The 14,125-nt window shown below is 23.4% G+C and carries 18 protein-coding genes and 1 tRNA gene; 13 read left to right on the top strand and 6 right to left on the bottom strand.

Features of this window, described 5'->3' with window-relative positions; translation table 4 throughout:
• Window positions 1-137 precede the first annotated feature (137 nt).
• The 3 genes from AAHM96_RS00490 to AAHM96_RS00480 all read right to left on the bottom strand — a co-directional run bounded on the left by AAHM96_RS00490 (window position 138) and on the right by AAHM96_RS00480 (window position 1,291).
• Window positions 138-560: a hypothetical protein gene (locus AAHM96_RS00490; RefSeq protein ID WP_342273271.1), complete on the bottom strand. Its 423-nt coding sequence runs from the start codon at window positions 558-560 to the stop codon at window positions 138-140.
• Between the two features lie 188 nt (window positions 561-748).
• Complete coding sequence (locus AAHM96_RS00485; RefSeq protein ID WP_281748997.1) at window positions 749-1,006, bottom strand: hypothetical protein; 258 nt, start codon at window positions 1,004-1,006, stop codon at window positions 749-751.
• A 123-nt stretch (window positions 1,007-1,129) separates the two neighbouring features.
• Window positions 1,130-1,291, bottom strand: coding sequence for a hypothetical protein (locus AAHM96_RS00480; protein ID WP_252319474.1), 162 nt, complete (start codon window positions 1,289-1,291; stop codon window positions 1,130-1,132).
• A 175-nt stretch (window positions 1,292-1,466) separates the two neighbouring features.
• Between AAHM96_RS00480 and AAHM96_RS00475 the strand changes: the two genes are divergently transcribed.
• The 4 genes from AAHM96_RS00475 to AAHM96_RS00460 all read left to right on the top strand — a co-directional run bounded on the left by AAHM96_RS00475 (window position 1,467) and on the right by AAHM96_RS00460 (window position 6,271).
• Window positions 1,467-1,543, top strand: a tRNA-Ile gene (locus AAHM96_RS00475).
• Window positions 1,544-1,845: 302 nt separating this feature from the next.
• A complete protein-coding gene (locus AAHM96_RS00470) occupies window positions 1,846-2,934 on the top strand; it encodes an ABC transporter ATP-binding protein (RefSeq protein WP_342273270.1) in 1,089 nt (362 codons plus the stop codon).
• Window positions 2,934-4,346 carry an ABC transporter permease gene (locus tag AAHM96_RS00465; RefSeq protein WP_342273269.1) on the top strand — a complete coding sequence of 471 codons (1,413 nt, stop codon included), beginning with the start codon at window positions 2,934-2,936 and terminating at the stop codon, window positions 4,344-4,346. Before AAHM96_RS00470 ends, AAHM96_RS00465 begins: the two co-directional genes overlap by 1 nt.
• A gap of 101 nt (window positions 4,347-4,447) precedes the next feature.
• Complete coding sequence (locus AAHM96_RS00460; protein ID WP_342273268.1) at window positions 4,448-6,271, top strand: MATE family efflux transporter; 1,824 nt, start codon at window positions 4,448-4,450, stop codon at window positions 6,269-6,271.
• Between the two features lie 72 nt (window positions 6,272-6,343).
• On the opposite strand, the gene AAHM96_RS00455 is transcribed toward AAHM96_RS00460, so the two are convergent.
• Together AAHM96_RS00455 and AAHM96_RS00450 are read right to left on the bottom strand one after the other, a co-directional pair.
• Window positions 6,344-6,742, bottom strand: a complete 399-nt coding sequence (locus AAHM96_RS00455) for a hypothetical protein (RefSeq protein ID WP_338974616.1) — start codon at window positions 6,740-6,742, stop codon at window positions 6,344-6,346.
• A gap of 307 nt (window positions 6,743-7,049) precedes the next feature.
• Window positions 7,050-7,250, bottom strand: coding sequence for a hypothetical protein (locus AAHM96_RS00450; RefSeq protein WP_342273267.1), 201 nt, complete (start codon window positions 7,248-7,250; stop codon window positions 7,050-7,052).
• Window positions 7,251-7,570: 320 nt separating this feature from the next.
• Here AAHM96_RS00450 and AAHM96_RS00445 point away from each other — a divergent pair, with 320 nt between their 5' ends.
• The 3 genes from AAHM96_RS00445 (at window position 7,571) to AAHM96_RS00435 (ending at window position 9,348) form a co-directional block, all read left to right on the top strand.
• Complete coding sequence (locus AAHM96_RS00445; protein ID WP_342273266.1) at window positions 7,571-7,696, top strand: hypothetical protein; 126 nt, start codon at window positions 7,571-7,573, stop codon at window positions 7,694-7,696.
• A 119-nt stretch (window positions 7,697-7,815) separates the two neighbouring features.
• Complete coding sequence (locus AAHM96_RS00440) at window positions 7,816-7,971, top strand: hypothetical protein (RefSeq protein ID WP_342273265.1); 156 nt, start codon at window positions 7,816-7,818, stop codon at window positions 7,969-7,971.
• Between the two features lie 138 nt (window positions 7,972-8,109).
• On the top strand, window positions 8,110-9,348 hold the full coding sequence (locus AAHM96_RS00435; RefSeq protein WP_342273672.1) for an IS256 family transposase: 1,239 nt from the start codon (window positions 8,110-8,112) through the stop codon (window positions 9,346-9,348).
• A gap of 26 nt (window positions 9,349-9,374) precedes the next feature.
• Here the strand turns inward: AAHM96_RS00435 and AAHM96_RS00430 are convergent.
• A protein-coding gene (locus AAHM96_RS00430; RefSeq protein ID WP_342273264.1) for an IS5 family transposase occupies window positions 9,375-10,126 on the bottom strand; the annotation gives its coding sequence in 2 pieces (ribosomal slippage) (window positions 9,375-9,863 and window positions 9,866-10,126; 750 coding nt in all).
• A 481-nt stretch (window positions 10,127-10,607) separates the two neighbouring features.
• Here AAHM96_RS00430 and AAHM96_RS08330 point away from each other — a divergent pair.
• The 6 genes from AAHM96_RS08330 (at window position 10,608) to hpf (ending at window position 14,039) form a co-directional block, all read left to right on the top strand.
• The gene (locus AAHM96_RS08330) at window positions 10,608-11,000 is read left to right on the top strand and encodes a transposase family protein (RefSeq protein WP_342272745.1); all 393 of its coding nucleotides are present in this window, start codon (window positions 10,608-10,610) and stop codon (window positions 10,998-11,000) included.
• A 2-nt stretch (window positions 11,001-11,002) separates the two neighbouring features.
• Window positions 11,003-11,425: a transposase family protein gene (locus AAHM96_RS08325; protein WP_342273670.1), complete on the top strand. Its 423-nt coding sequence runs from the start codon at window positions 11,003-11,005 to the stop codon at window positions 11,423-11,425.
• A gap of 2 nt (window positions 11,426-11,427) precedes the next feature.
• Window positions 11,428-11,892, top strand: a complete 465-nt coding sequence (locus AAHM96_RS00420; protein WP_342273263.1) for a hypothetical protein — start codon at window positions 11,428-11,430, stop codon at window positions 11,890-11,892.
• 29 nt (window positions 11,893-11,921) lie between these two features.
• Window positions 11,922-12,173 (top strand): hypothetical protein, encoded by a 252-nt coding sequence (locus AAHM96_RS00415; RefSeq protein WP_342273262.1) that lies wholly within the window; start codon window positions 11,922-11,924, stop codon window positions 12,171-12,173.
• Between the two features lie 167 nt (window positions 12,174-12,340).
• Window positions 12,341-13,480: a hypothetical protein gene (locus AAHM96_RS00410; RefSeq protein WP_342273261.1), complete on the top strand. Its 1,140-nt coding sequence runs from the start codon at window positions 12,341-12,343 to the stop codon at window positions 13,478-13,480.
• 166 nt (window positions 13,481-13,646) lie between these two features.
• Entirely contained in the window at window positions 13,647-14,039 is a 393-nt protein-coding gene (hpf, locus tag AAHM96_RS00405; protein ID WP_174480838.1) for a ribosome hibernation-promoting factor, HPF/YfiA family, read from the top strand.
• Window positions 14,040-14,125 lie beyond the last annotated feature (86 nt).

The following is a 14,125-nucleotide window of genomic DNA, read 5'->3' as shown; positions in this document are numbered from 1 at the left end:
TTTGTAAAACAAAGATACACAGATTACATAAAAGCCTCAGATTAGGTAATGTTTATAGAATATTTATTTAAAACAAACCTTAGCAAAATTAAGTTTCATTTTTAAAGTATTAATAAGATAAAGTATATTAATAAAAATTAATGAACATAGTAATTATTAATTATTTCACAATTTTCGATTGCATCTCAAAAATTATTATTTTTTTCTCTTATTTTAAAAACAAAAATAATTACTATGAATAGAAATACTGTATATAGTAAGATTGGAGTGATAATTATACAAAAAATAACTCCAATTTGTAATTGAATTCAAGGATAGTAATTATCAGGAAAATGACTTAAATTACAGAAAGAACTTGCTGAAGTGCTAATAGTATAACTTAAACCAAAATGTTTTAACATTGTATATCCATCTTTAAAATTTGAATGGCATTGTTCATTATTATTGAATTTAAAATAAAAGTTACTAAATCAAATTAAGTATAGACCAGTAATTATAATTAAAACCGTCATTGCAAATAATATTATAGTTGTTAACTGTAATATTTTAACTTTTTTCATTTTGATACCTCTTTAAATATAAAAAAAAATTTTTAGATAATAAAAATAATAAGTTAAAAAATATATTATTTTATGTAAAAATGATAACAAATTTATATTGTTTTTACAATTATTGATTCTATAAGCAAAGTTTTAATTAATTATATAAATGAATAATATTAAGAAAATATTTGAATATTTTCTTAATATTATTTTGATTTATTAATTTGATTCAATATTCTACTTGCATCTAAATTAAATGGTATTACAATAATTTCATAGTGAATAATTTCGCGATTAGGGTATCCAAATTTTGTTACTATTTCTTTAAAACTTAGATGAAATAGTGTTGCTAATTCTAATGTTTCAAATGCTTTATATTTTATGTCATCACTTTGATTTGTTTTATATTTTAATAAATAAATTTCTTTGAGTTTTATTTTCATTTCATTTTTATTGCCATTCATTTTTTTACCTCTCAAACTTATATAATTTAACAAGTAAATTATATATAAATTATATCATTTTACTTAATTCATATTTAGTATTTTTTATTAAAAAATTTTAATAAATATACAATAAAAATATGATTATGAAAACGTAGGTGATTTTGCAATAATATCATCATTAATTTTTTCTATATTCTCATTCTCATTTATATCTTTTATATCATCATCATTTAGTGTTGCTTCTTTTCCTAAATTTTGATTTCATTTTTCAATTTTTAAGATATGTATTTTAATCTTTGTCATTCTCAATCCCCTCTTATAAAAAACCTTGTATGAATAAATTATACAAAAAATTTTTTTTACTTTTAAAAATATAAATTTTTATTATAAGAATATTAAATAAAAATTAAATAAAATATTGTTATTATATATTGCAATCGTGCTTGAACAAATATATAATATCTCTGTTGCTCTTTTTGGGACTATAGCTCAGCTGGTTAGAGCGCACGCTTGATAAGCGTGAGGTCGATGGTTCAAGTCCATTTAGTCCCACCATTATATGTGAAATTATGAAATAAATAGTTTTGTTTATTTTTTTTATTATTTAAATCAAATTGAAATTATAATAAAGATATAAATCAATTGATTTATTAAGGATATAAAAAGTTATAATAAAAACCTATCATTAATCAGATATTTTAATTAGTGATAGGTTTTTAGTAATTGTTATTCAATGTCAATATCTTTAATATTATTATTTTTTTTATTTTTGAATTATAAATTAATATATAATATATCACTATTAAGCATATTAATCATATAGTAATTATTATATTTAAGTAGTTAGGAGAATGAGTATGAAAAAACAAGAAATATTAAAACCAGTTATTAATAGTTCTTTAGTTGAAGATGATGTTAATGCTAAATCAAAAGAAAAACATAAATTTCTAAATTTTATTAAATCATATTTTAAAAACTGACGTAATCATTATAACCGTAATGTAATAGTTAATCCTGAAGATGCTCAATATGCAATTTTAATTTGTGATTTTACTAAACAGTTTAAAAAATTTAAAGCTGTTGATAATGCTATTATTAAAGTTAAAAAAGGTACTATTCATGGTTTTATTGGTCCAAATGGATCAGGCAAAACCACTACTATTAAATGTTTAATTAGCGCTATGGTTGAAACACACGGTGATTTAATTATTCATGGTAAGCATTCATGAACAGTTGAAGCAAAAAAACAAGTTGGTTATATTCCAGAAGCTGCAAGATTTCCTAAACGAATTACTACTTATGATTATTTAATTTCAATGGGACAAATTAGCGGTTTGAAATATAAAGTTGCTAAGGAAAAGACAGAAATGATTTTAAAGGAATTAGATTTATGAAAGTTTAAAAAACGTAACCCTAATGCTTATTCTTCGGGTATGAAGAAAAAGGTGTTATTAGCACAATCACTATTAAATAATCCAGATGTCTTAATTTTAGATGAACCAGCCGCTAATCTTGATCCAACAGCGAGAACAGAATTGTTTAATGATTTAAGAAAACTTCGTGAGCAAGGTAAAACTGTTTTTATTTCATCACATATTTTATCTGAATTACAAAATTTAGCTGATGAAGTTACTGTTTTAAATTATAGTAAAGTTGTTTATACAGGATTGGTTAATAAAACTGATTCATTATATGAAATAAGTTCTAATAATGATAATAATAAATTAATGAAGTTATTAATAGATAAAAAATTTTCAGTAGATGTTAATGAAAATCGTTTATTGGTAAATATTAAAACTGAGGCACAAGTTGCAGAAGTATTAGCAATTGCTTTAAATGCTAATATTATCATTACTTATTTAAAACCATATACTGTTGATTTACAAACAATGTATGAACGAATTGTTATGGAAGCCAATGATAAAAATAAGAAGGGAGAAAAATAATGCCAATATTTCGTTATACTTTTAAAAAGATGATTGCTACTCCTTCAACTTGAATTATTTTTATTATAACTTTAATTTTTCTTGCCTTATCTTGGTCTTTAATTTCGTTATTTGTGGGTTCTGAAGCAATAAAACAATTAACTTATGATCAAGCATTAAATTTTTATGTACCACAATGAAAAGTATTATCATTCTCGGTACTTTTATCAATTATGATTTTTGTATTTATTTCAGTTAAAGCAACACAAGTTTTTCGTGATGAAATTGATGATGGTACTTTATTGATTTTAGTATCAAAACCAGTTAGTAGAACTAGAATTTGGACTGAAAAGTTATTATCTTTACAAGTGGTAATTATTTTATATTTATTTTTATCTATTTTTATTGCTAGTTTTGTCATTACTATTCCTGGCATTGGTAGTTCAACTATTTATAGTGCGGTATTTCCTTATTTATGAATTTTATTTGGTGTTGCTATTATTTTTGATTTAATTATTTCTTCAATTGCTATTTTATTTTCATTAATTTTAAATGCTAAGGCTTTAGTTGCAATTATGATTGGAATGGCTGCTTTATTCAATATTTTTGCGACATTAATTAATGGTTTAGTAACATTTGATCCTACATATTATGTTGTTTCACAGTCATTAGCAGTTTATAATAATGTAAAAGCTAAATTAGATAAAACTGATATTGATTGAATTAATGATGTATATAGAAAAAACCCAACAACTACTATTGAATCTATTCAAAAGGCTATGTTTAGTATTTACGATACATATATTAAAGAAGTTAAGTATCCAAATAATTATGATTATCAAAAAGAACAAACAATAGTATTAGCAATTAAGAATGGTAGTACTATTACTCCACCAACTACTGATGCTCCTAAAGACTTAGTTACTCATATTTACAATATTAGTAATGCTTTTCGTCAATGAAAAGAACAAAGTTTTGAAGAATTAATGACAGGTAAAAAAGTTGGACTTGATAACCTTGGTCCCAAAAGATCAAATGGTGTTGGTAGCAATGATGTTGATTATTCAGTAAATCTTATGATTACGGGTTTAAATACATCTCTTTCTCAATCACAATATGATGCTCTTAATACTAAGACATCACAAGTTAAAGCAATGCGTTATTTAAATATTTTTTATCAATTAAAATATATTTGAGATGGAATATCGACTAAACAAGGTTCAATCTTTTCTTATCCAGGGGAGTATACTATGACAGCAGATCCTTATTTAGTTAGTTTTAATAAAGTTAACACAAATTATGAAGTTGATACCAATAAAGCAACTAATAGTAAAATTCTTAATTTTCCACTTTTATTGACTTTCTATGTTTTGCTTGGTATTGGTTTATTTTGTTCTTCATGATTAGTATTTAATCGTAGAGATTTTACTTAGTAGTTTAAGTATTTTTTATATATTAAATTTCAAACCTCATTATTTAAATGATGTAAAATTATTATTATAATATAGAGCAAATTAATGATAAGGGTGAAATTATGAAAATTAGTGGATTTAAAATTAATAATAGAGCAAATCCACATAAAATTAGTAATTTTTTTGCTACTAAAAAATGATATTTATTAGCATTAATGATTATTATTCCAGCAGTATTGCAACAAATATTATCAGCATCAATGAATTTACTAGATAATATTATGGTTGGAGAATTAAAGGATAGTTTTATTAGTGATTTAAAGCCAATGAATAATCATATTAGGGATATTTTTACTTCATTAGGACTTTGAGATGATTGAAGTTGATGAAAAGATAATGGTTTAGAACATTTTTATCATTTGCAATATTCAGCAGGACAAATTGCTGTTTCGGGAGTTACTGCTTCTAATCAAATTTTTGTTATTATTTATGCCGTTATGGGAGGTTTTATCAACGGTGTTAGTATTTTTGGTGCTCAATTTTATGGAGCTGGAAGATATGGTTCTTTAAGACAAACAGTAAGAATGAGAATTATTTTTGGATTTTTAATTGGAGTAATAATTATTATTTTATCTTATACAGTAGGTGAATATTTAATTTCTTATACTACTAGTCCTAGTAGTGCATTGGATAAATTTAATCAATTATGTGCTGCTAAAGGATTAACTCTTAATGATATTAATGAGTTAAAGGACATTTTAAATTATAATCATCCTTTTAGTGAAAATTCACTTATTGATTTTATGAATATTCATAATATTGATAAAAATGATCCCCAATTTGTACAAATTATTTTACGTTATTATGAATTTCATTCAGCATCTTTAGCAACAGCAAAAGGTATTGATTATAATCAATGAATTGTTTTTTCTTATCCATTGTTAGGAATAAACTTTGCTTTTGTTTCAGTATTTCGCGAAACAAAACGTGGTTATATTTCATTAATATTAACTTTTGTTTCAGTATTTATTAACTTTTTATTAAATTTATTATTAATTAATGGTATTGGTGCAGTTACAGGAATTGGAGCACGAGGTTCAGCAGTTGCTACTTTAACAGCGAGAATTGCTCAGTTGGCATTAATTAGTGGTTTTATTATATGAAAGAAATATGAATTTCAACCAAAAGTTTTGAAAATGTTTAAGATTAGGGGTGATTTATTTAAAAAAATTATAATTAAAACATGGCCATTAATGTTAAATGATTTATTATTTGCAGTTGCTACGACAATGATTATTAGATTAATTTCGCAATGAAGCTTTGAAGCATTAAGTGGTTCGGCAATTGCTTCCACGATTAATACCATGTTCTATACTTTATATATTGGATTTGGTATTGCTTCTTCGGTGTTAATTGCCAATCATTTAGGTGCCGATGATTTGATTGGTGCTAAATATAATGCTAAACATTTAATTAGGTTAGGCTTTTTTGTATCATTATTTTTTGCTGGCTTATTAGTTTTATCTTCATTTTTTTTACCACAATTATTATTTAATGCAACAAAAGAAGCCTTACGAATTTCTAGTTGAATGATGCGTGTTGATGCTATAGTTTTTAGTGCTTATACTATTTTGTATACTTGTATTTATGCATTTCGTGCTGGTGGCTTAGCAATTACTGTTTTACTTGTTGATAGTTGTTTTACTTGGTGTTTTTCAATATTAATTTTATTTATTGAGGTACATTATAGTCCTTTAGATATTGTTTATATTTATGCTATTATGCGTTCTTGTGATGTTCTTAAGATGATTATTTCTTTATTTATTTATCATCGTGGTAAATGAGTAAGAAATTTATCAAGTAGTATGAATAAAGTATATCCAGAATCTCCACCAGTAATTGATATACCAAAAGCAAAAGATAAAGTTGATATTGCTAATTTCTAAAAATTGAAAATTTCTTTAATATATAATTTAAATAAACGCCTTTTATGGCATTTATTTAAATATGTTTAATTTTTAAAATTTTACTATTCTTGAATTACTTGGCTTTATTCTTTGCTTATAATTTTTTGTTGGAATATCATTTTCATATTTACGTAGTGTTTGTTCTCAAGGGATGTCCTTTTCTTTTTGTTTATTAATGGGGTTAGATATTTGTAGTTTTGGTTGCATTTTTAGAGGTACTGAAATATCTGAATTTAAAGAATCTGTTGATGTGGATTTTGAATTAAAACCTTCATCACTACTGTTAGATAATAATTGATTTTCCAAATCACAAATTTTTTCACTAAGTTGAAATATTTCTGATTCAAATTGTTCAACCATTTGTTCATTGACTTCGACAATTGTTTCTTTTTCTTGCTGTTCTTTTTGATTTAATAAATCAATTAATAAATTATTGTTATTATTTAACAAATTATTTTTATCTTCTAATAATTTGTTTTCATGTTCAGTTATTTGATTAATATTAGTTATTAAATTTGCATATTCTGTTTGTTTTTCAATATAATTTGAATTTAAAATATTAATTTTTTGTTGATTATTTAATTTTGTTTTTTAAATAATTCACAATTTATTTCTTCTGTTTCAATTAAATTATTAATACTTTTATTTTTATTTATTTTTCCAAATCAAAAAAGATTAATAAAAAAATTTTTAATTTTGTTAATTTTTTGTTCCTTTAATTTATAGATTTGAATATTAAATTGAAATACTTTATCTTCTATTTCTTTATTTTGTTTAATTCAAAATTGAATAGTTTTTTGATAATTATTAATTTTTTTTCAATTTTCTCACTTTTTTCAATAAGTTTTATTTTTTTTGCTTTTAAATTTAGTAGTTGTTTTTTAATTTTTTCTATAGTTTCATAATTTATTAAATAAGTTTTGTTAGTAAATAATTGCTCTTTTTTAATTGTTTTCATTTTGTCCCCCTTTTAAAATAAAAACCTATTTGTTAAAAAATAAAACAATAGGTCAAAAACTATATTTTAGATTACAAGTATTATATCTAATATTTTTTTATAAACGAAAAATTACTTTATTTTTAATATTTATTATAATAAATTATTTTAGTAATAAAATGAAATATTAAATTTTATTAAAATCAATATTTGTGATATTATTATTAATAATTTAATATATGTTCATTACTAATATAAGTATTTTTTATTTATATTAGTTTTTTATTAAATTATATTAATCAGAAGGATATTTTTCATAGATTAGAAAGAGAGAAATAAAAATGGATATTAGTAAATCTTCATTTGCTTCTTCAATGCAAGATGAAAATAATTATGTAGTGGAAATTGTTAAACCTTCACTATCAAGAAAAAAAGTTTTCGAAAAAAATTTAAAAAAAATTTTGTAAAAAATTTACCTATAATAGCTGCCGGTACTGCTACAGTAGTAACATTAGCGGTTGGTGGAATTGATGGCTTTCAATGTTCTGATTTAGGAATAGCAGCTAGTGCAGGCACATCTGGTGCTATGATGGGTGCAGTTATTAAAGCTACGATTAAACAAAATAAACAAGAGAAAGTAGAACTAGAAGATGAGAATAATGAAAAATCAAGTATTCTTCAGAGAAAATTAGAAGAATTACAATTAGAAACAGTAAGAACCTGTTTAAAATCTTTTCAATAAAATTGAAATAAAGGCAAGAAGAACCATTTGTAAGCTAGTATTTAGGTAATGTTTAGTAATCTGTGTAACTTACAAAAATAACTATGTTTAATTAATTCTAGTAAATATAATTAAATGACTAGAAAGAGTGAGTTACAGATGGCTAAAAAGCAAAATATTAATAATAATGATCCAATATCAAAAGCAGTAGATTTATTATTAGAAAATACTGAAGATTTAACAACAGTTTTTAAAGAGAAAGGATTGTATAAAGAATTAACAAAAAGATTAGTAGAAAAAATGTTGAATTCTGAGATGCAAAATTATTTAGGATATGATAAGAATCAACATAGTAATAGTGACAATGCTCGTAATGGTATAAGTTCAAAAAAATTAATAACTCAACAAGGTAAAATTGAGATTGATGTACCACGAGATCGCAATAGTAATTTTAATCCTGTAATAGTTGCAAAAAGACAAAGAAGATTTGATGGTTTTGATCAACAAGTTCTTTCTTTATATGCAAAAGGAATGACATTATCAGATATTAGAATGCAATTACAAGAGTTATATCATGGTGCTGATATTAGTGAAAGTGTTATTAGCCAAATTACTGATGATGTTATTGATGATGTAAAAGCATGGCAAAATCGACCATTAGAAAGTGTCTATCCGATTGTTTATTTTGATTGCATAGTAGTGAAAGTACGACAAGATAAAAGGATTATTAATAAATCAGTTTATATAGCTTTAGGAGTTGATTTAGAAGGTAAAAAAGATGTTTTAGGTTTATGAATTAGTGAAAATGAAGGTGCTAAATTTTGATTAGCAAATTTAACAGAAATGAAAAATCGTGGCTTAAATGATATTCTTATTGCCTGCAGTGATAATTTAACAGGCATGTCAGAAGCAATACAATCAGTTTATCTTAAAACAGAACATCAATTATGCATAGTTCATCAAATTAGAAATAGTTTGAAATATGTCTCATATAAGCATAGAAAATCTCTAGTTGCAGATTTAAAACCAATTTATACTGCATGTAGTGAAGAACAAGCAATGCAGGCTTTAGAATCCTTTGAAAGTAAATGAAATAAACAATATCCTCAAATTGCTAAATCTTGATATAAAAATTGAGATAATTTAATGGTTTTTATTAGTTATCCAGTAGAAATCAAAAGAGTGATTTATACTACAAATGCTATTGAATCTGTAAATAGTCAATTACGAAAAGTCATCAGAAATAAAAAAGTTTTTCCAAATGATATGGCAGTTTTCAAAATATTTTACTTAGCAATTGAAAATATAACAAAAAAATGAACAATGCCCATTCAAAATTGAAATACAGCAATTGCTCATTTTATGATAAAATTTGAAGATAGAATTAATCTAAACTAGTACTTTGTAAAACAAAGATACACAGATTACATAAAAGCCTCAGTATTTAATTTTTTTTCACAATTTTTTCATAATCTTCTGCATTTTTCTAATCATGCAAAACTTCGTTCTACAACTCATCTTTTTGGTAATACTACAAAAGAATGTAATTCATTACGTTTTATAACTTCAACATTTGCATTTATAATTGTTTTAATTTTAGAAGCAAATTTTTCACTAGTATAACCAGCATCTACTAGTATTTTTTGAACTGCAGAAAGATTCTCTTTTTCATTTTCAATCATTATTATAGCACTATTACGATCTGTTTTTTCTGCTGTGGTTATGTAAATTGCATGTGGTAAACCTTGAGAATCAACAGCAATATGACGCTTTATTCCTGAAATCTTTTTACCAGCATCATAACCTTTATTTTTAGTAGTATCTGTATTTTTAACACTTTGTGAATCAATTATACAAAAACTAGTTTGTTCTTTTCTACCATTATTGATACGAAATGCCTTGACTAATTTTTTTTTAAAACTAATTGTAATACACTAGGTTCTTTATCATTATTTTTACTTCAAGCTTGAAAATAATAATATACAATTTGTCATTTTGGAAAATTTTTTGGTAACATTCTTCACTGGCAACCACTTTTTAATACATATAAAACTGCACAAAATACTTCATATAAATCTAAACTTCTTGGTTTAGTTCTCTTTTTAGTATTTTCTAAAATTGATTTTATATTTTCAAATTGCTCTTTGCTAACATTACTAGGATAATTTTTACACATATATACCTCTTATTTTAAAATATATAATCATTTTATCCTATTCTCTAAAAGATTTTAAACAGGTTCTAAGAGCAAAAATTGTTAAAAAACAATTAGAAAGAACTAAAGTTGAACTTGAATTAGTTAAAGTAAGAGAAGAATTAGCAAAACTTAATAACATAACTAGTTTAAATATTACTTCATCACCGATCCCTCAAGAATTTAATTTAACAAAAGTAGTAAATGTAGAAACAAGTAATAATTGTTCATTATCAATTCATAAAAAAATAAGTACATATATATAAAAATGTAAATAAACAATTGAAAAGGATAAAAGATATGGAAACGCAATTACAAAATTTAAATAATTGTAATAATGAAACTGTTGTTATTGCAAAAAAAACTTTAGATAAAGAAAATAAAAAATTTTATTAGACTTGGTGCAAAACCTTTAATTTTAATAATTTAACGGTTATTATTAATATCAAAAGTGATAATTATTATGTTAAAAAAATACAAAGATGAACAAGAATTTTATAGTTTAGTGGGAATAAAACTACAAACATTTCAAAAAATGGTTGAAATTTTAAAAAAAGCTGAAGCAATTAAAAAAGCAGTTGGTGGTAAACCTAATAAATTATCAATAGAAAATCGTTTATTAATGACATTAGAATACTGAAAAGAGTATAGTAGTTATAGAGTTATTGCAAAAAGATATAATATTAGTCATACTAGCTGCATTCGTAATATTTTTTGAATTGAAAATACTTTAATAAAAAGTGGAATTTTTAATTTATCTGGCAAAAAAGATTTAATCAAAAATAAAGGAATCAATAATACTTTACTAGCTATTGATGCTACTGAAACTCCAATTGAAAGAATTAAAAAAAACTAAAATTACTTTTTTCGGGTAAAAACAAACATCATACTCTTAAATCGCAAATAATTATTGATATTTTAAATGGAAAAATTATTTCAACCGCTTTTTGTTTTGGAAGCATTCATGATTTTAAATTACTTTTAAAATCTAAAACTTTTATTCATCCAGAAAAACAAGTTTTTGTTGATTCAGGTTATCAAGGAATACAAAATATTCATAAAAATACATTTTTGCCATTTAAAAAAAGTAAATACAATAAATTAATACCAATTCAAAAAGAATACAATAAAACTTTAAGCAAAATTAGAATTAAAATTGAACACGTATTTGCTAAACTAAAACGTTTTAAAATTTTAACTTTAAAATATCGCAATAAAATACGAAGATTTGCATTAAGATTTAATTTAATAGCAGAAATATATAATTTTGAATTACCTTAGTTTTGCACCAAGTCTATTGAAAAACTGGTATTCAAGCTGTTATAAGTACTGCTGCTATTACTGGCTTGTTTGTAAGTGGTGTTGGGTTAGTACCAATATCTATTTTTTCTGGAAGTGTAATAATTGGTAATACACTTTCAATTTGAGCAGAAAGAAAAAGAAGAAAAAATATCAAAAAATTTTTTCAAGAATGAAATAAAAAATTAAATAAGGAATTAGAAATTAGTAAAATAAGATCAGAAATACAAAAAGAAAGATTAGAAGCAGAAAATTTAATTAAGCAAGAAGAACTTGAACAATTAAAGTTAGAAATAAATGAAAAAGAATTAATTATTTTAACTAAACAAATAGAATATAAAAAAATAGAATTAGAAAAAAGGAAGATAGAAGCAGAAAATTTGATTAGGAAAAAAGAACTTGAACAATTAAATCTAGAAAGAAGTAGGGTACAACAAGATATTTTATAACTAAGCAGTTAGACCTTGCAAAATTAGAAATGACTACCACGTTAGAAGCAGATAAAAGATTAGTACAATCTCAATTAAATAGTACATTAAAAGTAGAAAGTTTATTTGATATTTTAGAAAAAAATAGATTAGCAAAAAAAGAGAGTAGAAGGAAATTTTTTGAAGATGAATCATTAGATGAAAGATTAAATATTGAAGAAATTAATAAATCAGAATCACAAAATCAACAATTTTTAACAAAAAATTATTCGCAAGAACATTGCAAATTTAAAGTTTATTAAAAATATTATGATACATTTTTATTAAGTTAAATCTAAATTTTAATTTTCAAGAAGTATTTTTATAAAGGTTATATTTTCATTTATATTTCATAATTGTCGTTAAACATGTTAATCATCATTTATGATAGAATTTAATATATGAGATTTTAGAGTTGTGAGGTTTTAGTATGGAAGTGTCAGCAGAGAATTATAGAAACATTAATTCTCATAATCGTTGAGGAATTATTGTTAGTTCGGGGTTAATGGCAATAACTTTGATTATAAGTTGAGTATTATGACTTATACTTTATCGTACTAATGCTAATGAGATTTTAGTAATTTTAACTGAAGTAATTAATAGTAAAGGCATTACATTTACTCTTACTTTTCAGATTTTAACAATTTTTACTTTAATTTTTTCGCTTATTACTCTAGTGTTTATTACAATTCCATTTATTTTTTTAAATAAATATGGAGTAATAACTTTAGTATGAGCATTAATAGTAGTAGTAATTTCGCTTGTCTTACTTATTGGTTCAGGATTATTAATAAGTTATGGTTATAAAAAAATTTATAGTTATGTTATGGACAAAAAAATTATTAATGTTTTATTTTTTATTTTGCCTTGAGGCTTTGCATTAATTTGTAGTTTCTTTTTAGTACTTTTTTCTTTATCATTAATAATGGCTAATCTAAGAAATAAATCAAAAAAAGCATTATCATTGACAAATAATAATGCTTTATCAGCAACAGAAATATCCGCGAGTGTTGAACAAAATTCTCTTTTTGGTGAACAAACTATTGGACCATCATTTACAGATCGATTTTTTAATGAACACGATAAATCAACACAAGGTATAAATATAGTTATTAATAATACTGGTGGAGGTGCACTTCCACAATCAAAATTACTTGATTATCAAGTAACTAGTAATCCGAATCCTGTTCAAACTAATAACAGTAGTAATGTTGTTAATAGCGAAGTAACTTGAACACCACAACAAATTGAAGAAGTATGAAATAAAGGAGAAATTATTGATGATTATAATCCACAGTTATATCGAAAAGACTATGCAGGTGCGCTAATGTTTAGGAATAACTTTATTAGTAATGTTAAACTTGATGATGATCCTAAAAGTTATAATTGAACTATTATACATCAACGACCTTTATTTCATGGAGGCACTTCTGATATTAGTAATTTACAACCAATGAATAATACTAATGCTATTACTAAAGGTAATAATTATCCACGTTGAAAAACAGCTATTGCTTTTAATGGAAAACAAAATTTTTTAAAACAAAAATCATGAAAAGATAAAAAATAGAGTATTAATCATTAATTTAATTGAAGATTATATTGAGCATATTATAAATATAATTGGTATTTTGCTTAGTTGTTAATAATTTAAATTTAATTACACTATTATCTTTTAAAATTTATTTGTTTATGGGAAAATGTATATAATAATTAAAAGATAGGAGCAATTAATCATGCAAGTTATTGTCCATGGAAAAAATATTAATATTACTTATGAAATTAAAAATGCTGTTGATAAAAATTTTAATTATTTACAAGAAAAGTATTCTAAATATATTAAAAAAGATATGATTGCTAAAGTTGGTATTGAAAGAAATAGTAATCATACATATAATATTTCCGTTCATATTCAGTTATTAAATAATAATTTTTTACAGTGTTTAGTAGAAAATCACGATCTTTATGTTGGCATTAATAAAACATTGGTTCCGTTGGAAAAACAATTAAGTCGTTTAAAAACTGTTGCTGATAAAACTGGTGCTGAAAGCGTTGGTCAATTTATAACTAAAGAAATTCTTGATGATAATAGTGAAGTTATTATTGACGTAACAGAAAATAAAGATTAAAGAAAACGTTTATGAAAGTATACAATTATTAGCATTAGTTTTTTTATTTAAATATGATGCATCATATTTTTCATTTTCTGCATCTT

It is taken from the genome of Spiroplasma endosymbiont of Acasis viretata (assembly GCF_964031275.1).
GTDB lineage: Bacteria > Bacillota_I > Bacilli_A > Mycoplasmatales > VBWQ01 > Spiroplasma_E > Spiroplasma_E ixodetis_A.
Note: the sequence above shows the minus strand (reverse complement) of the source record. Positions and strands in the feature narration are given on the sequence as shown.